Source organism: Curtobacterium sp. ABR8 (assembly GCF_057812125.1).
In genome coordinates this window covers 3,242,219-3,265,625 of record NZ_CM173818.1, presented here as the reverse complement: position 1 = coordinate 3,265,625, position 23,407 = coordinate 3,242,219, and the positions used below count along the sequence as shown (strand labels likewise).

The window sequence follows — 23,407 nt, the reverse complement described above, 5'->3', positions numbered from 1 at the left end:
CGTTCGACGTGCACCACGGCGTTCGTCATGCGGCCGTTGTAACCCGGTGCGGCTGCTCAGGCCACTGGAGCGCGGACCATGTGAACCTCGCGGACGCCGTCATCGACCTGCTCGCCGCCGTCCGGCACGAAGCCGTGCTTGCGGTAGAACGCCTGCGCACGGGGGTTCGGGTCCGCAACCCACAGCGTGACTCGCTCGTCCGGGCCGGCCACCGCGTCGAGGAGCTCGCTACCGGCCCCGGATCCGTGGTGGCCGTCGAGCAGGGAGAGCACGAAGAGGTGCACGTCGCCGTGGTCGGCCCCGCCGCTCGCGGGGCCCGCCATGGCGATGCCGACGACCGCTCCATCGTGTTCGGCCACGGCGACCCGGTTCGCTGCAAACCGGGCGTCGGTGAGTGCCGTCGTCCAGAACGCTTCGCGACGGGCGACGAAGGACGGGGCGTCGAGGACCTTGTCCCGCATCAGGCCGCGGTACGTCGTTCGCCACGATGCGACGTGCACGCGGGCCATCGCGGCCGCATCGGTCGGCAGCGCGGGTCTGACCGTCATGCCAGCCACGACGGGGCGGTGAACAGGTCCTCGAGCTCCTGGACCAACCGCGAGGTGTGGAAGCCGTCGGCCGCCGCGTGGTTGATCTGCAGCGCCATCGGTATCACCGTGCGGTCGCCCTCGGTCCGGTAGCGCCCGAGCGTGACGATCGGCAACAGGTGGTCGTACCCGTCGCGGACGTGCAGCGCGAACCCCGTGAACGACGTGCGGGGGAAGGTGGAGACGTCGAACACGTTCCGGGGCCGGTCGTCCTGCGGGAACATCCGGACGTCGTCCCGGTACCGATCCATCGTGTCGACCGCGGCGGCGTGGAACCGCCCGAAGTCCTCGTCGTAGGGCACGACCAACGCCGAGAAGGTCTCCGTGTCCGGGTGGAACACCGTGAACATCGGGTGCACGACGTCCCAGACGCCGGGGGAGCCGTCGTCGAGCAGCTGCATCCGGAACTCGGCGTGACGGTTGACCACGGTCGCGATCGCCCAGATCTGCGACGCGTACGTCTTCGCCCCGCTCGTGCGGACGGCCGCGACGAACGCCTTGACGTCGACGTCGACGGTCACCTCGTAGGAGCACTGCACGCGCTGCCGGTAGTGCTCGAAGTGCTCGCGGCGCGGCCAGGTGTCCAGGTCGATCGGTCGGAGTTCCGTCATGGCACCAGTCTGGTCGCGAGTGCGGCGTCGAGTTCTGCCCGCTCACCGTCGATCGTCAGCGCGACCTCGTCGAGCGCCCGTCGCTTCCACAGGAGGAGCAGCACGTCCTCGGCTCGACCGGTCACCCGGACGACGGCATCGCCGCCCGCGCCGCCAAGCGTGGCCTCGCCGGGTGCGTCGGAGAACGCGAACACGACGGTCCGCGCCAGCGGCGCGATGCGGCCGAGCCGCACCTGACGTGGGTACAGTTCGCCGACGACCTCACGAACGCCGTCGGTCGCCAGCTCGACCGGGAGGCCTGGCTCGGCTCCCAGCGCCCGCTGCGCGTCCCACAGGTGGATCGCGGTCTCATGCGCCTGGCGACGTGCCCAGGTCGCGGCTGTGTCCGGCGGGTAGATCGCCGAGCACGGGGTGTCCGAGGAGCGTGCCCAGAGCGCTGCGACGAGTTCGTCGGCTCCCGTGCGGAAGCGGTCCGCGAGGTCGTCGTGCGCGAGCGGTGCGGGCTCCGAACTGGTCAGCTGCCCGAGCGCCCACCGGTGCACGTCGGTCAGGTGGGTACCGACGTCCCCGACGGACCAGCCAGGGCACGACGGCACCGGTGCCGCACGGTCGCTGGACCGCAGGATGTCGTCGAACCGTTGCGCTGCTCCGGCGAGGGCGGTGAGGTGGGTGACGTACGTCGACATGGGGCCAGCATGGTCACGCGGTGCTCCGTAGGGTGGAGCCATGCCGACGCTCGACCGGGTTCCCGCCCTGACCGCCCCGGAACTGCTGGCCGCACCGACCGCCGCGGCACTCGCCGCGTTGCCCGCCGATGTCGCAGCACGCATCGAAGCAGCTCCGATCGACCCGGACCTGGCAGACACCGCCGCGTTCTCGGAGGCCTACGGCTTCCCACTCGACGGAGGGGCGAACTGCATCGTCGTCGCGGGCAAGCGCGGCGAGGACGTCCGGTTCGCCGCGTGCGTCGTGCTCGCCCACACCCGCCTCGACGTGAACCGTGTCGTTCGGAAGCTGCTCGACGTGCGGAAAGCGAGCTTCGCGCCGATGGACCAGGCCGTGGAGCTGTCGGGAATGGAGTACGGCGGGATCACGCCGATCGGGCTGCCGTCTTCGTGGCCGGTGTACGTCGATTCCCGCGTGCTCGATGCCCCGGACGCTGTGATCGGTGCAGGTCTCCGCGGTGCGAAGGTGTTCCTGCCCGGCTCCGTCCTCGGAACGTTGCCGGGTGTGCAGGTCGTCGAGGGCCTGGCGACCGAAGCCTGATCAGTCATTCGGGCGGATGAGGCAGAACGGGTGGCCAGCCGGGTCGAGGTACACGCGGAACGTCTCGGTCGCCGATCCCGTCGCGGTCGCACCGATGGCCAGGACCGCGGCCTCGCCGTCGTCGAGGTCCTCGACCTTCACGTCGAGGTGGCTCTGCTGCGGGACGAGCTGCCCGGGCCACTCCGGGGCGCGGTAGTCCTCGACCTGCTGGAACGCCAGGAGCGGCCGGTGGTCGGTGAAGGGGAGCGCGACCTCGGCCCAGTCCTCGTCGAAGCCGACGATCTCGCCACCGAGCAGCTCCGCGTAGAAGCGGGCCAGGCCGCGGGGGTCTGCGCAGTCCAGGACGACCATGTCGAGTGTGCCGATCATGGCCGTCAGGCTAGACCGATCAGCGCGCTGCGGTCAGGGCCTTCGTGATCCGCTGCAACGACACCGTCTCGGCGGTGCCGAGTTCCTGCGCGAACAGGCTGAGGCGGAACTCCTCGAGCATCCACCGTGCGTGCACGAGCTCGGGGTGTGCGCCGACCGGCGGCGGGAACGCACCGCCCGCGTCGACGTACCGATCGGTGGCGACGGTGACCTCGCGCATCCACGTGGCATCGCGCCCCGGGTTCTGCAGCAGCTTCTGCACGCGTGCCTCGATGCCCTGCAGGTACACCCGGATACGTCGGAGCCGGTCGAGCCCGGCCACGGAGACGAACCCCGGGTAGACGAGCCGCTCCATCTGCTGGCGCATGTCCGTCAACGCACCGAGCAGGGACATCGAGTTGGCCTGCTTGAGTGCTCGCTCCGCGGAGCGCTGGGCGGCGAGCACCGCGGCGAGCTCGGAGACCGCCGTGAACATCGTGTCGACGACGGTCGCCGACACGGCGTCACGGACCGCCTCGAACTCGGCCTTGGTGAACACGAGACCGTCCGGGTGGGCGCGACGGATCACCGCGTCGACGACGGCCGCGAGCACGTCGTCGAACAACGCGTTCGTGGAGGCGTACGGACTCGCCGCGAGTGCGAGCTTCTCCTGCGCCGTCAGGTGCGACTGGATGTACGACACCGGGGACGGCACCGCGAGCATCACCAGGCGACGGACCCCGGCGGGCATGCGGACCTGCCGGTCGGACGGCGTCGCGAGCAGCTGCACCCCGACGGTCGCCTTCGGGCCGGAACCTTCTTCCACCAGGGACGGGTACGCGCGGATGACACCACCGGCCTGCTTGGTGTCGAGGGTCTGCGGCAGGTCCTGGGCCGGCCACGTGGTGAGGCCGGACTGCTCCGCCCCGGCACCGCCACCGGCGGCGGCGACGCGAGCCGCGCCTCCTGGTCGTCCCGCAGCCCGCACCGTGGCGGAGGCGACGCTCTGCTGTGTGCGGTCCTTGAGCTTCGTCTGCAGGACCGACAGGTCCTTGCCGGCCTCGACCCGCCGACCGCGTTCGTCGACGACTGCCCACGTCGGCAGCAGGTGCGACGGCACCCGGGACAGGTCGAAGTCGGACTCCGACACCGGCACGTACGTCATGCGCTGGATCGCCTTGGCCAGGGTCGCGCGGAACGACTCGGTGGGCTCGGTCGGGGCGTCATCCGGCAGTTCGGCGACGATCTTCTCGGCCCAGTCGGCGGCAGGCACGACGTTCTTGCGGATCTGCTTCGGCAGCGACTTGATGAGGGCGGTCACGAGCTCCTTGCGCAGGCCGCGGACCTGCCAGTCGAAGCCCTCCTCGCGCATACGGGGGAGCAGCGCGAGCGGCACCTGCACGCTCACGCCGTCGTCCTGCGCGCCCGGCTCGAAGCGGTACTGGATCGCGAGTCGCTGGTCGCCGCTGCGCCACTGTGTCGGGTACTCGGCGTCGTCCTCCGCCGCCTCGGCAGCGGATTCGTCCAGCAGGTCCGCCCGGCGCATCGTGAGCAGGTCCGGTTGGTCGCGGCGCGTCGGCCGCCACCACCCCTCGAAGTCACGGGTCGTCGCGATGTCCGCGGGGATGCGCGCGTCGTAGAACTCGTAGACGTTCTCGTCATCGAGCAGGATGTCGCGCCGGCGCGTGCGCTCCTCGAGCTGCTCGAGTTCCTTGCGGAGCTTCCGGTTGGCGCGGTCGAACGCCTGCTGCGACTCCCACTCGCCCTCGACCAGGGCGTGGCGGATGAAGAGCTCACGCGAGTGCTCCGGGTCGATCCGGGCGTACTGCACCCGGCGGCGCTGCACGATCGGGACGCCGAACAGGGTCACCCGCTCGTACGCGACGACGGCGCCCTGCTTCTTCTCCCAGTGCGGTTCGCCGTAGGTGCGCTTCAGCAGGTCACCGGCGAGGGGCTCGACCCACGCGGGATCGATCCGGCCGACGGTCCGTGCGAACAGCCGGCTGGTCTCGACGAGTTCGGCCGCCATCACCGCGTCGGGCTGCTTCTTCGCGAGCACACTGCCCGGGAACACGACGAACCGGGTGTTCCGCGAGCCGAGGTAGTCACGCTTCTCGCGGTCGCGCAGCCCGATCTGGCTGAGCAGACCGGCGAGCAGGGACCGGTGCACGGCATCGCCGTCGTCGGAGCGGGACTGCCCGACCCGGACGTCGACCTGCTTCGCGGCGCGGGAGAGCTGGCGGTACAGGTCCTGCCACTCGCGGATGCGCAGGTAGTTGAGGAACTCGGCCTTGCAGAGCCGGCGGAAGGCGCTCGACGACAGCTCTTCCTGCTTGTCCTCGATGTAGTTCCACAGGGCGAGCAGGGTCAGGAAGTCGCTCGTCGGGTCGGCGAAGCGGGCGTGCATCTGGTCGGCGTGGGCGCGCTTCTCGAGCGGGCGTTCACGGGGGTCCTGGATGCTCAGGGCGCTGACGACGGCGACGACCTCGCGGCCGACGCCCTGGCGACCGGCCTCGAGCACCATCCGGCCGAGCCGGGGGTCGATCGGCAGCCGGGTGAGCTGTCTGCCGGACTTCGTGATCCGGCCGTCCTTGTCGACGGCGCGGAGCTCGCGCAGCAGGTCGAGGCCGTCCTTCACGCCGCGGGAGTCCGGCGGCTGCAGGAAGGGGAACGACTCGATGTCGCCGAAACCGAGCGAGATCATCTGCAGGATCACCGCGGCGAGGTTCGTCCGCAGGATCTCCGGGTCGGTGAACTCGTCCCGACGCTCGAAGTCGTCCTCGGAGTAGAGCCGGATCGCGATGCCGGCACTGGTGCGGCCCGCTCGACCCGAACGCTGGTTCGCGCTGGCCTGCGAGATCGCTTCGATCGGCAGCCGCTGCACCTTGGCACGCGGGGAGTACCGGGAGATGCGGGCGGTCCCGGTGTCGATGACGTACTTGATGCCCGGCACCGTCAGCGAGGTCTCGGCGACGTTCGTGGCGAGCACCACGCGCCGGCGCACCCCCGGGGTGGTGCGTCGGTCGAAGACACGGTGTTGATCGGCGGCGGAGAGCCGGCCGTACAGGGGCAGGACCTCGGTGCCCTGGTACCGCTTGCCCTCGATGGCGTCCTGCGCGTCACGGATCTCGTTCTCGCCGGACAGGAACACGAGCACGTCGCCGGGTTCTTCGCGCGCGAGTTCGTCGAGCGCGTCGGTGATCCCCTGCAGGGTGTCGCGGTCGTCGGCGCCGTTCGACCCGCCACGGTCGGCCGTGCGTGAGTCGGTCTCGTCGTCCTCGTCGGTGTCTTCGGGGTCCTCGGACACGAGCGGGCGGTACCGGATCTCGACGGGGTAGGTCCGGCCGGAGACCTCGATGATCGGGGCGTCGCCGAAGTGCTTCGAGAAGGACTCGGGGTCGATCGTCGCGCTCGTGATGATGAGCTTCAGGTCGGGGCGCCGGACCAGGAGCCGCTTGAGGTACCCGAGCAGGAAGTCGATGGTGAGCGAGCGCTCGTGCGCCTCGTCGATGATGATCGTGTCGTACCGCTTCAGGTCGCGGTCGAAGTGGATCTCGTTCAGCAGGATGCCGTCGGTCATCAGCTTGATGCGGGTGTTCGACGACACCTTGTCGGTGAAGCGCACCTGGTAGCCGACCAGGTCGCCGAGGTCGCTGCCGAGCTCTTCGGACACGCGTTCCGCGATCGTGCGGGCGGCGATCCGGCGGGGCTGGGTGTGCCCGATGTGCTCGCGTCCCAGCTCGAGGCAGATCTTCGGCAGCTGTGTGGTCTTGCCCGAGCCGGTGGCACCCGCCACGATGACGACCTGGTTGTCACGGATCGCGGCCGCGATGTCGTCCCGCCGCTGCGAGACCGGCAGTTCGGGCGGGTACGTGATGACTGGCGGCGTGGGAGACATGAGCATTCCAGGATACCGTCACGCCGCCGGTGCTGCGAGCCCGGCGGCGAGGTCGGCCGCGGACCGAGCGGGCAGGGCACACACGCGGTCGTGACAGACGTACGCGGCCGGTTCGAGCGCATCCCGCGCCTCGAACAGCTCGAACCCCGCGGCTGCCCACGCCGTGGCCTGCGTCGGGGTCACGCGAGCGATGATCGTGCCGGGTCGGCGCGCGGCGCGGACGGCGTCCCGCAGCGGGTCGTGCGGGTCCGACGTCACGACCACGATCTCGCGCGAGGGCCGTTGCAGCCCGAGTGCGAGACCGAGTGCGTCCGCGTGCCCGAGCGGCCGCTCGGTCCCCGTCGTCGCCCGGTCCGCCACCAACTGCTCCGCGGCTGTTCGGTACGCGGAGTCGCCGGTCAACGCCGCGAGCTCGGCTGCCGCTGCGGCCAGTGCCACCGTCCCGGAACGCATCGCGGTCTGTGGTTGTTCCCCGGTCGCCGTGCCCGCCCCGGCGAGCACCGGGTCGACGTCGAACCGGCCGGCCAAGCCGTCGTCGACCAGGGAACGGGCGGTCACGGCGTACGCGGCCTCGCCCGTCACCAGGGCGAGCTCGAGCAGCCCCTCGGCCAGCAGCCCGACGTCCTCGATGGTCGCCGGGGCCGCCGAGGGCCCGCGCGGCGTGCTCGAGCGGACCACGACGTGCCCGTCACGCACGTGCGACCGCAGCAGCGCATCGGCTGCCGATCGGGCGAGGTCGATCATCTCGGGGTCGTCGTGGCGTTCACCGGCGATCGCGAGCCCGCGGATCGCCAGGCCGTTCCACCCGGTCAGGACCTGGTCGTCGAGTGGTGGCGGGTCCAGGAGGGCGCGCTCCGACAGCGGCCGTCGGTACCACTCGCCCTCCACCCGCCGGCCGTCGATCGTGGACTCGCTGTCCTGCGCGGCGACGAACGCTCCGTCGTCCTGCTGCAGGGTGTCCCGCAGGAAGTCCGCGATGCCGCGTGCCTGTTCGGCCCCGGCGACCGCGAGCAGGCCGGCGTTGTCGTAGAGCATCCGTTCGTAGTGCGGCACGCTCCAGTCGCGCTTGGTCGCGTACCGGAACACACCGCCGTCGGCATCGGTCAGCTCGGAGGCCCGGATCGCGTGCAGCGACCGGTCGAGCAGGCCGTCGGACTCGGCATCGCCGTCGCGTGCTGCGTCGGCGAGGAACTCCAGCAACGGTGTGCTCGGGAACTTCGGCGCACCGCCGAAACCCCCGTAGGTGGTGTCCTCTGCCTGCGACAGCTGACCGGTGACGGCCCGGATGCTGTCGACGGACGGGAGGCGCGGGTCGGCTCCGCCAGGACCGTCGCCGGCGCGGGCGGTCGCGTCCGCCTCGGCCCCCTGCCGGATCGCCGTCGCGATGGCCGCGGCGTTCGCGTCGACCTCGTGTCGCCGCTCGGTCCACGCGTCGAGCACCGCCGCCAGGATCTGCCGGAACGCGGGCACCTGACCGACCGGGGTGGGCGGGAAGTAGGTGCCGGCGAAGAACACGTGGCCCTCGGGCGTCAGGAACGTCGTCAGGGGCCACCCGAGCTGCTGGGTGAACGCGCTCGCCGAGGCCATCAGGCTGGCGTCGACGTCGGGACGCTCTTCGCGGTCGACCTTGACGGCGACGAAGTCCTGGCGGAGCAGTGCACCGATCTCCGGGTCGGCGAAGCTCTCACGCGCCATGACGTGGCACCAGTGGCACGTGGCGTAGCCGACCGACACCAGGACCGGCACGCCGCGCTCCCGTGCCTCGGCGAAGGCCTCGGGGCCCCACTCGCGCCAGTCCACGGGGTTGTCGGCGTGCTGACGGAGGTACGGGCTGACCGAGGTGCCGAGTCGGTTGTCGTTCATGCCTCCAGCGTGCCCCGTGGCGACTGGGCGGACCAACGGTCGCCGCGATCTGTGGACGGATCGTCGATCTCCACAGCCCTCGTCCGAGCGGTCAGCGGTGGAGCCACCCCGTCAACGCGGCGAGACGCTGCGCGACCTGGGCGGGGGTGAGATCGTCCGTGTCCAGCCGGGCGACCGTGTCCCCGGAAGCCGCGTCGAGCCTCCCGGCCGTCCGCGTGCTGTGCGCGAGCTGCGCCTGCGGGACGTCGCCACCCGACCGTCGGGCCAGCCGCTCGGCGGTGGGACCGTCTGCCGCGCGCAGCAGGACCGTCGTGACCACCGGGTCGTCGCCCATGGCGGCGGCCAGACGCTCGTGCTCGAGGACGGACACCGTGTTCGTGTAGACCAGTCGGTGGTGGCCGAGCTCGCGGTAGGCCTGCCACATCGCGGCGAGGTTCCGCTCGGCCAGGTGCGCCTCGGGGTGCTCGACGTGCGGCGCCGGGTGCGCGAGGTCCAGCAGGTCGCCCTCGATCACCGCGTGACGGACGTCCGCTGCGACGAGCAGGTCGTGCAGCGCCTCGGCGGCCGTGGACTTGCCCACGCCGGACCGCCCGCCGACGAACAGGACCTCGGAGCGGGGCACGCTCCGCACCGTCACCCGAGGCCGAGCGACAGGAGCGCGAGGGCGGCGTCCTCGGGGCCGTAGTCGAACAGGCGCTCCCAGAACGGGTCGTCGGCCCACGGCACGTCGCCGTCGGCCGGTGTGCTCTGCGCGGTCTCCACCAACCAGTCGAGTTCGGGCAGGACCGCCGTGGCGAAGGTCGGCGGCTGCCACCCGAGCGCCCGCGCCGCCGTCGTGTCGAGGACGAACGGTGACGGCGACGACCACGGGGTGGTCCCGACGAAGGCGGGGGCGTCCGCGTCGAGCAGGACCTCGTCGAACCGGTGGTCGAGGTGCCCGGCGATGGTCCGCACGATCTCGAGCGCCGTCGGAGCGGTGTCGTCGGCGACGTTGAGGATGCGCCGGTCAGGAGCATCGGCGACCAGGCGGACGAGTGAGCCGATCCCGCTCGCCGCCGTCGTGTGGTCGACGCCGCGGCCGTGGTCGGCGAGCAGGATCCGTTCGCGCCCGTCGAGCACCCGTCGCACCACGAACCACTCGCGCGGACGGCCGATGCCGACGCCGTACACCTTCGACGGTCGCAGGACCGTGACCGGGGCGCCGTGGTCGAGCAGGACCTGCTCCGACGCCACCTTCGCGGCGCCGTAGCCGTCGCGGCTCGTCGGGTCGCCGTCGCCCGCGGTGACGGTCGGCTGGATCTCGGTGACCGCGCCGCCGAAGACCGGCTTGTCGGTCGAGTTCGCGTGCCGCCCCTGCTCGTCGGCGTAGACCGCGCGCGAGGAGACGAAGACGGTGGAACCGACGTCGTCGAGGAACGGCAGGAGCTGCGTCGCGTCGTCGCGGGTCAGCCCCACGGTGTCGACGAGCAGGTCCGCGCCGGGGCGGAGGAGGTCACGCAGGGTGCTCGTGTCGCGGCGGTCACCGGCGGTGAAGCTCGCGCCCGATGCGCTCAGGGCGTCGGCCGCCGGGCCCCCACGACGGGCCAGGACGTCGACCTGCCAGTCGTCGCCGCCTCGGCCGGAAGCGTCGAGCAGTTCACGTGCGACGGCCGAACCGATCCCGCCGGTGCCGCCGAGGATGACCGCGCGTCTGGAGCTCATGCGCCAACGCTAGCGGGACGGTCGCCGGCGGGCCGCGTCGTCAGGAGGCCAGCGCCTCGGGCTCGTGTCGCCACCAGTCCAGCACTGAGCCGTCGTACACCGTGACCTTGTCGTGGCCGAGCACGGTCAGTGCCAGGGCGTCGACGCACGCGGCGCTGCCGACCCCGCAGTACGTCACGATCTCGTCCTCGCCGACGACGGCGGCGAACGCCTCGGCGAGCTTCGGGCCCCGCAGGTAGGCGTTCGTCTCCGGGTCCACCAGGGTGTCCGCCGTGATGGGGGTGCTGCCCGGGATGATCGGCGGGTGGTCGTCGCCGAGGGCCACGTCGGGCGCCGCGAACACCAGCGCCGCGGGCTGCTCACCGGTCACGGCTCGGCGGACACGGGCGTGGTCGGCCCAGAGCGGGCGCTCTTCACCGGCGAGGAAGGCGCGGTCGTCGTCGGGCGACTTCGCCGGCGCGGATGCGTGACGGAGTGCTCCGACGCGGACCGGACGGCCCTCGTCATGCCACTTCGTGAAGCCGCCGTCGAGGACCGCGACCGAGTCGAAGCCGAACGACCGGAAGATCCACCACAGTCGTGCCGACCACTCGCCGACGCTGTCGTCGTAGACCACGACCGTCGAGGTGTTCGTGACACCCAGGTCTCCGGCCGCAGCCTCGAACCGTTCGGCGCTCGGGCGGGTGAAGGGGACCGCGGCTCCCGGCGTCGAGAACGCGTCGACGAGGTCGGCGAAGCGGGCGCCGGGGACGTGCCCGCGCTGCTCGTAGGAGTCGACCGCGGAACGCCACGTGGTCTCGAGGCCGGTCCCCACCGTGTGCACCGAGGCGTCGAGGACGACGAGCTCGTCACCACCGAGGTGGTCGGCGAGCCACTGCGTCGACACGAGCGGCGAGGTCAGGACGGGGGCCATGCCGCACACGATAATGCGGACCTCTGACGGGCGACAGGGAAACCGACACACTGCGCAACCGGGGCGCGCGTGGTGGTTGGTGCGTCGACTCGGAACGACAAGGCGGTTGTCGTACGACATCGCGATCGTCGTTCCGAGTCAGCACTGCCCCGCTGCGACGTCAGTGCGCGGCGGCGGGGATGCTGCCGGTCGTGGCGGACCCGGCACGTGCGAGCCGCTCGACCCGCACCGACTGCCGGTTGATGAGCAGCCCACCCGCGAGGGCGACGAGCACGAGCACGCCGGCCGAGATGCCGAACGCCACGTGGTAGCCGTCGAGCGTGGCCTGCGCCTGCTGCAGCTTCGTCGGGGCGGCGGACAGCCCGGACAGGCTGTTCGACACCACGTCGGCGAAGATCGTCGACAGCAGCGCCGTGCCGATCGAGCCACCGATCTGCTGCATCGTGTTGACCGTCGCCGAGGCCACACCGGCGTCGGCGCGGGCGACCCCGGTCGTCGCGGTGTTCATCGCGGACGAGAAGATCGTGCCCATGCCGAGGCCGATGACGACCAGCGCCGGCAGGACGGTGCCCGCGTAGGAGCTGTCCAGGTCGGTGCGCAGCAGCAGGAGCAGGCCGGTCGCGGCGACGAGGCCACCGGCGAAGATCAGGATCTTCGGGCCGACGCGGGGCAGGAGGCGCCCACCGATCTGCGTTGCCGAGATCATGATCGACAGCGGCATCGGCAGGAAGGCCAGACCGGTCTGCAGCGAGCTGAACCCGAGGGTCTGCTCGAGGTAGTAGGTCAGGAACAGGAAGATGCCGAACATGCCGATCGCCACCAGGCCGATCGCGATGAACGACCCACCGCGGTCGCGGTCGAGCACCACGCGCAGGGGCAGCAGCGGGTGCGCCACACGGGTCTCGATGAACACGAACGCGGCGATGAGCACCACGCCCGCGGCGAGCATCGCGATGGTGACGGGGGAGTCCCAGCCGTTGGTCTCGGCGTTCGAGAAGCCGTAGACGACGCCGACCAGGCCGGCGGTGATGGTGATGACCCCGAGGACGTCGATGCGCGGTCGGTCGACCTTCGGCGGCTTCTCCATGAAGACGAGCGCGCCGATCACGCCGAGCACGGCGAAGACCACGTTGACGTAGAGGCACCAGCGCCACGACGCGTACTCGGTCAGCACGCCACCGAGGAGCAGACCGATGGCCGCACCGGAACCGGCGATGGACCCGAAGATGCCGAACGCACGACCGCGCTCCTTCGGGTCGCGGAAGGTCGTGGTCAGCATGCCGAGGGCGGACGGGGCGAGCAGCGCGCCGAACACACCCTGCAGGGCGCGGGCGGCGACCAGCAGGCCGAACGAGTCGGCGAGGCCACCGAGGACCGATGCGACCGCGAAGCCGACCAGGCCGATGATGAAGGTGTTCTTGCGGCCGAACAGGTCGCCGAGGCGACCGCCGAGCAGCAGGAGCGAACCGAACGCCAGCGAGTACGCGGTGACGATCCACTGGCGCTGGTCGGTGCCGAACCCCAGGTCGGCCTGGGCCGAGGGCAGCGCGATGTTGACGATGGTGGCGTCGAGCACGACCATCAGCTGGGCCAAGGCGATGACCGCCAGGGCGATCCAGCGGTGGTTGCTCTTGGCGGGGGTGGAGCCAGAGGTCGTGGGTGCTGCCCCGGTGGGGGTCGGCACGGTGTGTTCTGCCGTCACGGCAGCCTCCTTCGAGAAGGTTGGAGGGGGAGCACGAAGCGCGCGCCGTCGGGCGTTTCGAAGAGGGGAGGTGTCAAACGGATGCGCGGCATCCGTTTGTCGACAGTGTAGACCGAAACGGAAGGTCCGCATCCACTTATTCCCAGAAAGTTCAACTAGGTTCGGCACCGTGAGCACCACCGAGTCCGCGCCCGACCTCGAGCGCCCGCTGCGCGCCGATGCGGCACGCAACCGCGAGTTGATCCTGCAGACCGCTCGCAAGTGCTTCGCGGAGCGTGGTCTGTCGGTCACCCTGAACGACATCGCGCACGAAGCGGGCGTCGGCGTCGGCACCGTGTACCGACGTTTCGCCGACAAGGACTCCCTGATCGAGGCGCTGCTCGCCACCAAGTTCGAGGCGATGAACGACGCTGCTGCCCGCGCCGCCGACGTCGTCGATCCGCGCGAGGCCCTCCGGGTCTACCTGACCGGCGTGTTCGAGTTCCGCGCCCGCGACCGTGCGCTCGCCGACGCCATCGTGCGGGCCGGCAAGGCGCGTCCGTCGATCGTGCAGGAGCGTGACCGGCTGGAACGCCAGGTCTCCGCGATCATCGGTCGGGCCGAGACCGCCGGGGTCGTCCGTGCCGGGTTCGACTACCGCGACCTGCCGATGCTCACCGCGATGGTGGGCGCGGTGGCCGACGCGACCCGAGAGCACGACCCGAACGCGTGGCGCCGGTACGCCGAGCTCCTCATCGAGGGCGTCCTGCCGCAGACCGTGAGCGAGACCGCCACGAAGATGGTCGGCGACCCGCTCGACCGCGAGTCGATCGAGCGAGCGCTGCACGCGCAGTCCTGACGCGTCCCCGCGGACGGCGCGCGGCTCCGGTGCCGGCCGACTCCGGACGGGAGGCCCGTGGCGGAGTCGACCCGTGCCTCCCGTCCGGCGGTCTGGTCGCGACCAGTGCGCCGGGCCGGCACCCGACGCGCGCTACAGCCAGCTCGGCAGCCAGTAGTGCGACCGGATGAAGTCCCACGGCACCTGGATCGCGGTCCACATCGGGTACCAGTACGCCGACGCGAGCACGACCACGACCAGGTACACGCCGACCCAGACGATCGCCCGGGTCCGTCGGGGCCGCGGATCGGTCCGTGACCCGAGCACCAACCCGATCGCCGCAGCCAGCGCCATCACCATGAAGGGCTCGAAGGCGATCGTGTAGAACTGGAACACCGTCCGGTTGACGTACATGAGCCACGGCAGGTACCCCGCGGCGACGCCGAGCAGGACGAACCCGTACTGCCACCGTCGGCGCAGGATCCAGAGCACGAGCAGCGCCACCGTCGCGATGACCGCCGCGTACCAGATGAACGGGTTCGCGACGCCGGTGATGGCCTCGCCGCAGCGGCTGGCCGAGCAGCCGTCCTGGCCGGCGTCGGTGCCGACGTAGAACATCGAGGTGGGGCGCTGCATGACGAGCCAGAGCAGCGGGTTCGCCTGGTACGAGTGCGGCGTGTGCAGCCCGATGTTGAAGTTGTAGATCTCCGACTGGTAGTGCCACCAGTTCTGCAGGCTGTCCGGCACCCACCGGAGCACCCCGGTCCAGCGTTCCCCGCCGGAGGCCAGCCAGTTGCGGTCCCAGCCGTCCTTCGACACGAACCAGCCCGTCCACGACGCGACGTAGGTGACGGCGGCGATCGGCACGGTGAGCAGGAACGACACGGGAGCCTGCTGCAGCAGCGCGCTCGACGACCAGAACTCGACCCCGGCTCGGCGACGCATCACCATGTCGCTCAGCACGGAGTAGACGGCGAAGAACGCCAGGAAGTACATCCCCGACCACTTCGTCGCGGTGGCCAGCCCCATCGTCAGCCCCATCGCGAACAGCCACGGACGCCACCAGAGCACGGGCCCCCACAGGGTGTCCCGGCCGGCGGCGACGCGCTCGGCGACCCAGTCGTCGAGCCGCCGCTGACTCCGGCGCCGGTCGAGCAGGAGTGCTCCGAACCCGAGCACGACGAAGAACGTCAAGATCCCGTCGAGCAGCGTCACGCGGGACATCACGATGGCTTGGCCGTCGATCGCGAGCAGGCCGCCGGCGAGCGTGCCGACCAGGGTGGAGCGGAACAGCGACCGGGCGATCACGGCGGTGAGGAACACCGTCGCAATGCCGAGCACGGCCACCGCGAACCGCCAGCCGAACGAGTTGTCCGCCCCGAACAGGAGCATGCCGAGGCCGATCAGGTACTTGCCGAGCGGCGGGTGCGCGATGAACTCCGCGGCGCTGGTGAAGATGTCCGTCTCACCGCTCGAGAACCGGTCGTCGGTCGTCGGGGCGGAGTCGCTGCTCGGGTTCGCCGGCCAGGTGCCCTCGTACCCGAGGTGGACGATCGACCAGCCGTCCTTGACGTAGTAGGTCTCGTCGAAGACCAGGGAGTGCGGGTTCCCGAGGTTGGCCAGGCGCAGCACGGCGGCGAGCAGCGTCACCGCGATCGGTCCCGCCCAGCGCCACACCGCCACGCGCTGGGCGGTGGAGAGCATCCGCCCCCACCAGTCGTCGAGGCGCGAGCCGACCGGCCCGTCGGGCACGGCCGTGCGGTCGTCGGTCAGCTCGCTGGTCATCGCTGAGCATCCTACGGAGAGACCACATGTCCGCGCTGCGTCGGTGCTGCGACGACAATGGGTGCGTGATCGTCCTCGCAGCAACGCCCATCGGCAACCTCGGGGACGCCTCGCGCCGTCTCGTCGAGACCCTCTCCAACGCCACGGTGGTCGCGGCGGAGGACACCAGGACCGCCATCCACCTCATGCGCGCCCTCGGCATCGAGAACCGTCCGCGGCTCATCGCCCTGCACGAGCACAACGAGCGGGCGAAGGCGTCCGAGGTCGTCGAGCTCGCCCGTGACGAGGACGTCGTGGTCCTCACCGACGCCGGCATGCCCGCCATCAGCGACCCCGGCTTCCCGCTCGTCGAGGCGGCGGCCGCGGCCGGCGTCACCGTCACGGCGCTGCCCGGCCCGTCCGCCGTGCTCATGGCGCTCGCCGTCTCGGGCCTGCCGACGGACCGCTTCACGTTCGAGGGGTTCCCGACGCGCAAGGGCGGGGAGCGCCGCCGTGCGTTCCAGGCGCTCGCGGGGGAGCAGCGCACGATGGTCTTCTTCGAGTCGCCGCACCGGTTGGCCGAGACGCTCGCCGACATGGCCGTCGGGTTCGGCGGCGATCGTCGTGCCGCGGTCTGCCGCGAGCTCACGAAGCTCTACGAAGAGGTCAGGCGCGGTCCGCTCGACGAGCTCGTCACGTGGGCGTCCGAGGGGGTCAGGGGCGAGATCTGCATCGTGGTCGCAGGAGCCGCCGAGGCCACCGAGGAAGCGACGCTCGACGACGGGGTCCGACTGGTGCTGGAGCGGGTGGCCGCCGGCATGCGCATGAAGGAGGCCGCTGCGGCGGTCGCGGACGCGACCGGGCTGTCCAAACGGGACCTCTACGAAGGCGCGCTCGCGGCGCGGTAGACGGCTGGGGACTCCGGTCTGGAGGCGCGGGGCGGGCCCGCCACGGGCCTCCCGGATCCGGTTTTCCACAGACCACCGCCGCGCGCGTCATGCGGGTTCCGCGCGCCCGTAGGATGGTCCGCATGTCCGACGGGTCCTCGTTCAGCATCACCACGCCGATCTTCTACGTGAACGACGTGCCCCACATCGGGCACGCCTACACCGAGGTCGCCGCGGACGTCCTCGCGCGCTGGCACCGGCAGCGGGGTGACGACACCTGGCTGCTCACCGGTACCGACGAGCACGGGCAGAAGATCCTGCGCACCGCCTCGGCGAACGACGTCACGCCGAAGGAGTGGGCCGACCGCCTGGTCAACGACGCCTGGAAGCCGCTGCTCGACACCGTCGACGTGGCCAACGACGACTTCATCCGCACCACCGACGAGCGCCACGAGCGCGGGGTGACGGCGTTCCTGCAGAAGCTCTACGACGACGGCTACATCTACGCCGGCGAGTTCGAGGGCTTCTACTGCGTGGGCTGCGAGGAGTACAAGCAGCCGAGCGACCTGGTTCCCGGAACCGGTGCGTACGAGGGCCAGCAGGTCTGCGCCATCCACTCGATCCCGGTCGAGGTGCTGGCCGAGCGCAACTACTTCTTCCGCATGTCGGACTTCGAGCAGCGACTGCTCGACCTGTACGAGTCGAACCCGCTGTTCATCCAGCCGGAGAGCGTGCGCAACGAGATCATCTCGTTCGTGAAGCAGGGTCTGCGTGACCTGTCGATCTCGCGGTCCAGCTTCGACTGGGGCATCACGATCCCGTGGGACAGCGACCACGTCCTGTACGTGTGGTTCGACGCCCTGCTCAACTACGTCACGGCGCTGGGCTACGGCACCGAGGACGACGAGGCCTTCAAGCGCCTCTGGCCGAGCGTGCACATCGTCGGCAAGGACATCGCCCGCTTCCACGCCGTCATCTGGCCGGCGATGCTCATGGCTGCCGGCCTGCCGGTGCCGGAACGCGTGTTCGGCCACGGCTGGCTGCTCGTCGGCGGCGAGAAGATGTCCAAGTCGAAGCTGACCGGCATCGCACCGTCGGAGATCACCGACACGTTCGGGTCCGACGCCTTCCGCTACTACTTCCTCCGCGCGATCACCTTCGGGCAGGACGGCAACTTCAGCTGGGAGGACATCTCGGCGCGGTACCAGGCCGAACTCGCGAACGGCTTCGGCAACCTCGCCTCGCGCCTGGTCGCGATGCTGCAGAAGTACTTCGACGGCGCCGTGCCCTCACGCGGGTCCCTGACCGAGTCGGACGAAGCCGTCGACGCCCTGGCCGTGTCGGTCACCGAGCGCGCTGACGCAGCCATCGCCGCATTCGCCCCGCACGAGGCGATCGCCGCCGTCTGGGAGCTCGTCGACGCCCTGAACGGGTACATCACCGAGCAGCAGCCGTGGGCCCTGGCGAAGGACGACGCGAACCGCGAGCGGCTCGGCACCGTCCTGACCACCGCGCTGCGCGGCCTCGGCACGGTCGCGGTGCTGCTCTCCCCGGTGATGCCGAAGGCCACCGAGAAGCTGTGGGCGTCGATCGGTGCCGGCGGCTCGATCGCCGAGCAGCGGGTCGACCGTGCCTTCGAGTGGCAGGGTGCTTCGCACGTCGTGGCGCTCGGGAGCGGGCTGTTCCCGCGCATCGAGCAGTCGGAGCAGGTCTCCGCGTGACCGACGCCCACCTCCGCTCCCGCGGCGACGGGGACGGCTCCAAGCGCGACCTGACCTACCCGCCGTTGCCCGAGGCGCTCGTGGTCCCGGTCTACGACAACCACACGCACATGGAGATCGCCGACGGTGGCGACGGGGCGCTCGACTACCGCGAGCACCTCGGCCGAGCCTCCAGCGTCGGTGTCCGGGGTGTCGTGCAGGTCGGTACCGACCTCGCCACTTCGCAGTGGTCCGCGTCGATCGCCGCCCGTGAACCCCGCGTGCTCGCGGCGGTCGCACTGCACCCGAACGAGGCGCCGTCGCTGCAGGAGCAGGGGCTGCTCGACGAGCACCTCGCCGGCATCGAGCGGCTGGCGGCGTTGCCCCGCGTCCGGGCGATCGGTGAGACCGGACTCGACTTCTTCCGCACCGGCGAGGACGGGCGCGACGCCCAGATCCGCTCGTTCGAGGAGCACATCCGCATCGCGAAGGAGCACGGCCTCGCGCTGACCATCCACGACCGCGACGCGCACGACGCCGTGGTCGAGGTGCTCGACCGCGTCGGGGCTCCGGAGCGCACGGTGTTCCACTGCTTCTCCGGCGGCCCCGACCTGGCTCGGCTCTGCGCCGAGCGCGGCTGGTACATGTCGTTCGCCGGCACCGTGACGTTCAAGAACGCGGCCCCGCTCCGCGAAGCCCTGCTCGTCGCGCCGCGGCACCTGATCATGGTCGAGACGGACGCGCCGTTCCTGACCCCGACACCGTACCGCGGCCGGCCGAACGCCCCGTACCTGATCCCGATCACCCTACGGTCGATGGCGGAGACCCTCGGCACCGACGCCTCGATGCTCGCCGCGCAGATCGCCTCGAACACCGAACTCGTCTACGGCGCGTGGGACGCCGAACCCGTGACGGTGGACGAGTAGTGGGCGCGCTGCTCGGCCCCGCCGAGATCCGGGAGCTCGCTGCTGAACTCGACGTGACCCCGACGAAGAAGCTCGGGCAGAACTTCGTGCACGACGCCAACACCGTCCGGCGCATCGTGTCGGTCGCCGGCGTGACGCCCTCGTCCCGGGTGCTCGAGATCGGGCCCGGCCTCGGCTCCCTGACGCTCGGGCTCACCGAGACCGGGGCGCCCGTCACCGCGGTCGAGATCGACAAGCGGCTCGCGGCGAAGTTGCCGTCGACGGTCAGTGCGCTGCAGCCGGCGGCGTCGCTGACGGTCGTGCAGCAGGACGCGATGACCGTCGCCGCATCGGACCTCGACACCGAGCCGACCCACCTCGTCGCGAACCTGCCCTACAACATCTCGGTGCCCGTGCTGCTGCACCTGCTCGCGACCTTCCCCTCGATCGAGCGGTCGCTCGTGATGGTGCAGGCCGAGGTCGGGTACCGGCTCGCGGCCGGCCCGGGCAGCAAGGTCTACGGTTCGCCGAGCGTCAAGGCCGCCTGGTACGGCTCGTGGAGCACCGCCGGGCTCGTCAGCCGTCAGGTCTTCTGGCCCGTGCCGAACGTCGACAGCGTGCTGGTGGCGTTCGACCGGCACGAGCCCCCGGGGGACGATCGGCTGCGGTCGCGGGTGTTCACCCTGGTGGACGCGGCGTTCCAGCAGCGGCGGAAGATGCTGCGGCAGAGCCTGTCCGGTGTGCTCGGCGGCAGCGCCCACGCCTCCGAGGTCCTGAAGGCGGCGGGCATCGACCCGACCGCGCGGGGCGAGGCGATCGGTGTCGACGACTTCGTACGGCTCGGTCGGACGGTCCTCGCGGCTGCGGAGTAGCCGACACACCGCGGGGCCGGAGGCGGCTGATCGCCATAACGCGGCGCGGCGGCCTCTGACGCCGCGAACGGGGGACCGCGCGCACGGTCGTCCCACCCCTACAATCGGCGAGTGCGTCGCATCACCCTCTCCCAGTGGCTCGCGATCGTCGCCGTGCTCGGCGGGCTCGTCATCGAGTTCTTCGCTGTGCCCGCTGTCGTGCGAGACCCGCAGAACGACGCGGCATGGGCGGGAGTGCTGCTCGGGGTCGCGTTCCCCGTGTTCGGGGTCGCGGTCTCGGCCTTCCGCGACGATCCGGGCGATCGCGATGATGACGACGACTTCCGTCCGCCGCCGCGCCTCGACCGTCTGGGTCGGGTGGCCGAGGGAGCACTGGCCGTGACCGCGTTCACCGCAGCCTGGGCGGTGACACGCCTGCACCACAAGCCCCTCGACTCGGCGTTGTACAGCGCGGTGATCGCCTCGGCGCTGCCGCTCGCGCGCCGTGCCCTCGACCGGCTCGCCCGTCGCCGTGGTGAGCAGACCGACGGCACTGACGACTGACGCGCCCCTCGCACCGTGCGAGACGGCGCCCGGGTCAGTGCTCCCGGGACGCCATCATCTCGAGGATCTGCTGGTGGTTGCCGTTGCGTTCGGCGAAGCGCAGCGGGTGCACGTTCTGCACCAGGATCTCCGGGGCAGCGCCGGACTCGATGAGGGCCATGACCTCGTCGGCGAAGGCGTCGAGCGGCATCCCACCGAAGTCGGCGCCGCCCATCAGGTCGGTCATCACGGCCGGCGGGGCGAGTTCGAGCACCTCGAGCGACGAACCGACCAGCTGCTGGCGGAGGGCCTGCGTGTAGGCGTGCACGGCCGCCTTCGTCGCGCTGTACGTCGGCGACGCGGTGAGCGGGACGAACGCGAGTCCGGACGTGACTGTCATCAGGGTGGCCGAGGGCTGTGCGAGCAGGTGCGGCAGGAACGCGTCGACGAGCCGGATCGTGCCGACCAGGTTCGTCTGGACGAGCTCGAGAGCGTCGTGGATGTGCGCGGGGTCGCGGAGGTCCTCGTCGCGCATGATCCCGGACATGGTGATGAGGGCATCGAGCGACGGGTACGCCTCGAGCACCGAGGCGGCGGCGGCCTCGATCGACGACGCGTCGGCGACGTCGATCTGCACGGTGCCGAAGCCGTGCTCGGCGGCGAGGGAGTCGAGGAGCGACTGGCGACGGCCGCCGATGACGACGGTGCTGCCGGCGGCCTGCAGGCGCTGGGCGAGGGCGAGGCCGATGCCCGAGGTCGCGCCGGGGATGAAGACGGTGGAGTTCGTGATGTCCATGACCACCACGATGCTCCACGGGCAGGGCGGCAGCCAGAGCGCGGTCATCGGGGGATCGGCGATCCCTGGCACGGTGGCGGGAAGCGGACGACAATCGGGACCATGGACCGTGCTGCGCTCGCCGACTTCCTCCGCCGTCGCCGCGAACTGCTGCGCCCCGAGGACGTCGGCCTCGGGCAGGGGCCGCGACGCCGGACCCCGGGGCTCCGCCGTGAAGAGGTCGCTGCGCTCGCGGGCATGTCGGTCGACTACTACACGCGTCTGGAACAGCAGCGTGGGCCGCAGCCGTCGGAGCAGATGATCGCCGCGATCGCCCGTGCGTTGCGCTGCAGTCTCGACGAGCGCGACCACCTGTTCCACCTCGCCGGGCAGAACGCCCCGACCCGGATGCACCGCGCCGACCACGTCGACCCCGCGATCCTGCGGGTGCTCGACCGGCTCGAGGACACCCCCGCGATCGTGGTCAGTCACCTGGGCGAGACGCTGGTCGAGAACCGGCTCGCCGCGGCACTGCTCGGGTCGTCCGTCAGCCTGCCCGGCAACGAGCGCTACCAGGCGTGGCGGTGGTTCGTGACCGGGGACGAGCTCGCGAAGTACGCGCCGGAGCAACACGAGCGACTGGCCCGGGTCGTGGTGGCGTCGCTGCGGGCGGCGGTGGGGCTCGCTGGACCGGGGGACCGTCGGGCCACCGAACTGATCGGCGAGCTCGAGGCCCGCAGCCCGGAGTTCCGCGAGCTCTGGGCGAGGCACGAGGTGGCCACTCGCTGGTCCGACAACAAGACGATCGTGCAGCCCGAGCTCGGCCGGATCACCGTCGACTGCCAGGTGCTGCACACCGACGACCAGGCGCAGGCACTGCTGTTGTTCACCGCGCCCGCAGGTTCCGAGGACGCGCAGAAGCTCGAGCTCCTCGGCGTCGTCGGCCAGCAGACCTTCGCCGGCTGACGCGGCGCACGGTGCGGGTCCGTTCGGCTCGTGCGAGGTTGGTCGAGCCCGCACGGTGCGAGGCTGATGATCCCGTGCGCCGTTGACCGCTCGGTGCCACGCTTCATCCCGCCACCGAGCGACCAGCCTCGCACCTGCCGGACAAGCGCGCACCGTGCGACCCGGACCCCCCGGCTATCTCCCCCCCCGGACGCACCACACGAAGCAACCCCGCGTCACACACTTGGCCGCGTGCGGTATACCGTGCCTAGGGTGGGCCTGTGAGCACTCCCCGCGTGTACGTCATCCACGAGAACCCCGAGTGGTTCCCGCCGCTCGCCGCCGCCTTCGAGGCCGAGGGCGTCCCGGTGCAGGAGATCCTGCTGACCGAGGGACAGATCGACCTCGGTGCCGAACCGGAGCCGGGCGTCTACTGGTCCCGGATGTCGGCGTCGAGCCACACCCGCGGCCACGAGCACAGCAAGGAGTACACCCGCGCGGTCCTCGGCTGGCTCGAGCGGGCGGGCCGCCAGGTCGTCGGCGGCAGCCACGTGCTCGAGCTCGAGGTCTCCAAGGTGGCCCAGCACGGGCTCCTGCAGCAGGCCGGGTTCGACGTGCCCCGCACCACCGCCGTGTTCGGCACGACGACGCTCAAGGACGCCGCCCGCACCTTCACGAACGGCCATGACGTCCCGTTCATCACGAAGCACAACCAGGGCGGCAAGGGCCTGGGCGTCCGGCGGTTCGACTCGCTCGCCGAGTTCGACGCCTACGTCGACAGCCCCGAGTTCGAGGCCCCGGTCGACGGCATCACGCTGCTGCAGGAGTTCCTGACCGCCCGTGAGCCCTTCATCACCCGCGTCGAGTTCGTCGGCGGCGAGTTCGTCTACGCCGTCCGCGTCGACACCAGCGCCGGCAGCTTCGAGCTGTGCCCGGCCGACGCGTGCGAGGTCCCGCAGGTCATCGCCGGAGCGGTCTGCGACGTACCGGGCGCCGACCAGCCGAGCGCGTTCAGCGTCCGGACCGAGATCACCGCCGAGCACCCGCTGGTCCAGCAGCTCCGCACGTTCCTCGCCGACCAGCGCGTCACCATCGCGGGCGTCGAGTTCATGGAGACCACGGACGGCCGCACGGTCGTCTACGACATCAACACGAACACGAACTACAACCCCGCGGTCGAGGAGTCCGCGCCGGCCTCCGGTCCGCGCTCCATCGCGCGGTACCTCGGCGGCCTGCTGGAGACGCAGTACGCAGCGCAACTGACCGCCTGAGAACGCAAGAACCACCGGACTGGAGGCCCGTGGCGGGCCCGCCACGGGCCTCCAGTCCGC

At 71.1% G+C, this 23,407-nt stretch carries 21 protein-coding genes; 9 read left to right on the top strand and 12 right to left on the bottom strand.

The window, feature by feature from the left end; translation table 11 throughout:
* Positions 1–56: 56 nt before the first annotated feature.
* The 3 genes from ACXKZB_RS15545 to ACXKZB_RS15535 are packed head-to-tail and all read right to left on the bottom strand — an operon-like array spanning position 57 to position 1,884.
* Complete coding sequence (locus ACXKZB_RS15545) at positions 57–548, bottom strand: GNAT family N-acetyltransferase (RefSeq protein ID WP_488823745.1); 492 nt, start codon at positions 546–548, stop codon at positions 57–59.
* Positions 545–1,198, bottom strand: a complete 654-nt coding sequence (locus ACXKZB_RS15540; protein WP_488823744.1) for a CatA-like O-acetyltransferase — start codon at positions 1,196–1,198, stop codon at positions 545–547. Before ACXKZB_RS15540 ends, ACXKZB_RS15545 begins: the two co-directional genes overlap by 4 nt.
* Positions 1,195–1,884, bottom strand: coding sequence for a maleylpyruvate isomerase family mycothiol-dependent enzyme (locus ACXKZB_RS15535; RefSeq protein WP_488823743.1), 690 nt, complete (start codon positions 1,882–1,884; stop codon positions 1,195–1,197). Before ACXKZB_RS15535 ends, ACXKZB_RS15540 begins: the two co-directional genes overlap by 4 nt.
* Before the next feature lie 40 nt (positions 1,885–1,924).
* On the opposite strand from ACXKZB_RS15535, the gene ACXKZB_RS15530 reads away from it, so the two are divergent.
* Positions 1,925–2,464 (top strand): YbaK/EbsC family protein, encoded by a 540-nt coding sequence (locus ACXKZB_RS15530; protein WP_488823742.1) that lies wholly within the window; start codon positions 1,925–1,927, stop codon positions 2,462–2,464.
* Here ACXKZB_RS15530 and ACXKZB_RS15525 read toward each other — a convergent pair whose 3' ends face one another.
* From ACXKZB_RS15525 to ACXKZB_RS15495, 7 genes are all read right to left on the bottom strand, one after another.
* A complete protein-coding gene (locus ACXKZB_RS15525; protein WP_488823741.1) occupies positions 2,465–2,833 on the bottom strand; it encodes a VOC family protein in 369 nt (122 codons plus the stop codon).
* 19 nt (positions 2,834–2,852) lie between these two features.
* Positions 2,853–6,710 (bottom strand): ATP-dependent RNA helicase HrpA, encoded by a 3,858-nt coding sequence (hrpA, locus tag ACXKZB_RS15520; protein WP_488823740.1) that lies wholly within the window; start codon positions 6,708–6,710, stop codon positions 2,853–2,855.
* Between the two features lie 18 nt (positions 6,711–6,728).
* Positions 6,729–8,573, bottom strand: a complete 1,845-nt coding sequence (locus ACXKZB_RS15515) for a thioredoxin domain-containing protein (protein ID WP_488823739.1) — start codon at positions 8,571–8,573, stop codon at positions 6,729–6,731.
* 91 nt (positions 8,574–8,664) lie between these two features.
* Positions 8,665–9,195: an ATPase gene (locus ACXKZB_RS15510; protein WP_488823738.1), complete on the bottom strand. Its 531-nt coding sequence runs from the start codon at positions 9,193–9,195 to the stop codon at positions 8,665–8,667.
* Positions 9,196–9,206: 11 nt separating this feature from the next.
* Entirely contained in the window at positions 9,207–10,274 is a 1,068-nt protein-coding gene (locus ACXKZB_RS15505; protein WP_488823737.1) for an NAD-dependent epimerase/dehydratase family protein, read from the bottom strand.
* 40 nt (positions 10,275–10,314) lie between these two features.
* Positions 10,315–11,187, bottom strand: coding sequence for a sulfurtransferase (locus ACXKZB_RS15500; RefSeq protein WP_488823736.1), 873 nt, complete (start codon positions 11,185–11,187; stop codon positions 10,315–10,317).
* A gap of 160 nt (positions 11,188–11,347) precedes the next feature.
* Complete coding sequence (locus ACXKZB_RS15495) at positions 11,348–12,889, bottom strand: MFS transporter (RefSeq protein ID WP_222658462.1); 1,542 nt, start codon at positions 12,887–12,889, stop codon at positions 11,348–11,350.
* Positions 12,890–13,058: 169 nt separating this feature from the next.
* Between ACXKZB_RS15495 and ACXKZB_RS15490 the strand changes: the two genes are divergently transcribed.
* Positions 13,059–13,727 (top strand): TetR/AcrR family transcriptional regulator, encoded by a 669-nt coding sequence (locus ACXKZB_RS15490; protein WP_488823735.1) that lies wholly within the window; start codon positions 13,059–13,061, stop codon positions 13,725–13,727.
* A gap of 132 nt (positions 13,728–13,859) precedes the next feature.
* On the opposite strand, the gene ACXKZB_RS15485 is transcribed toward ACXKZB_RS15490, so the two are convergent.
* Complete coding sequence (locus tag ACXKZB_RS15485; protein WP_488823734.1) at positions 13,860–15,491, bottom strand: dolichyl-phosphate-mannose--protein mannosyltransferase; 1,632 nt, start codon at positions 15,489–15,491, stop codon at positions 13,860–13,862.
* A gap of 65 nt (positions 15,492–15,556) precedes the next feature.
* Here ACXKZB_RS15485 and rsmI point away from each other — a divergent pair, with 65 nt between their 5' ends.
* The 5 genes from rsmI to ACXKZB_RS15460 all read left to right on the top strand — a co-directional run bounded on the left by rsmI (position 15,557) and on the right by ACXKZB_RS15460 (position 20,377).
* A complete protein-coding gene (rsmI, locus tag ACXKZB_RS15480; protein ID WP_123292295.1) occupies positions 15,557–16,378 on the top strand; it encodes a 16S rRNA (cytidine(1402)-2'-O)-methyltransferase in 822 nt (273 codons plus the stop codon).
* A 122-nt stretch (positions 16,379–16,500) separates the two neighbouring features.
* On the top strand, positions 16,501–18,078 hold the full coding sequence (metG, locus tag ACXKZB_RS15475; RefSeq protein WP_488823733.1) for a methionine--tRNA ligase: 1,578 nt from the start codon (positions 16,501–16,503) through the stop codon (positions 18,076–18,078).
* Positions 18,075–18,983 carry a TatD family hydrolase gene (locus ACXKZB_RS15470; RefSeq protein ID WP_222658457.1) on the top strand — a complete coding sequence of 303 codons (909 nt, stop codon included), beginning with the start codon at positions 18,075–18,077 and terminating at the stop codon, positions 18,981–18,983. Before metG ends, ACXKZB_RS15470 begins: the two co-directional genes overlap by 4 nt.
* A complete protein-coding gene (rsmA, locus tag ACXKZB_RS15465; protein WP_488823732.1) occupies positions 18,983–19,834 on the top strand; it encodes a 16S rRNA (adenine(1518)-N(6)/adenine(1519)-N(6))-dimethyltransferase RsmA in 852 nt (283 codons plus the stop codon). The genes ACXKZB_RS15470 and rsmA overlap by 1 nt, the downstream gene beginning before the upstream one ends.
* Positions 19,835–19,945: 111 nt before the next feature.
* Positions 19,946–20,377 (top strand): hypothetical protein, encoded by a 432-nt coding sequence (locus ACXKZB_RS15460; protein WP_488823731.1) that lies wholly within the window; start codon positions 19,946–19,948, stop codon positions 20,375–20,377.
* A 34-nt stretch (positions 20,378–20,411) separates the two neighbouring features.
* On the opposite strand, the gene ACXKZB_RS15455 is transcribed toward ACXKZB_RS15460, so the two are convergent.
* The gene (locus tag ACXKZB_RS15455) at positions 20,412–21,152 is read right to left on the bottom strand and encodes an SDR family oxidoreductase (RefSeq protein ID WP_488825919.1); all 741 of its coding nucleotides are present in this window, start codon (positions 21,150–21,152) and stop codon (positions 20,412–20,414) included.
* 102 nt (positions 21,153–21,254) lie between these two features.
* Between ACXKZB_RS15455 and ACXKZB_RS15450 the strand changes: the two genes are divergently transcribed.
* Together ACXKZB_RS15450 and ACXKZB_RS15445 are read left to right on the top strand one after the other, a co-directional pair.
* A complete protein-coding gene (locus ACXKZB_RS15450) occupies positions 21,255–22,097 on the top strand; it encodes a helix-turn-helix transcriptional regulator (protein WP_488823730.1) in 843 nt (280 codons plus the stop codon).
* Positions 22,098–22,357: 260 nt separating this feature from the next.
* Positions 22,358–23,347 (top strand): ATP-grasp domain-containing protein, encoded by a 990-nt coding sequence (locus ACXKZB_RS15445; protein ID WP_488823729.1) that lies wholly within the window; start codon positions 22,358–22,360, stop codon positions 23,345–23,347.
* The last annotated feature ends 60 nt before the right edge of the window (positions 23,348–23,407 follow it).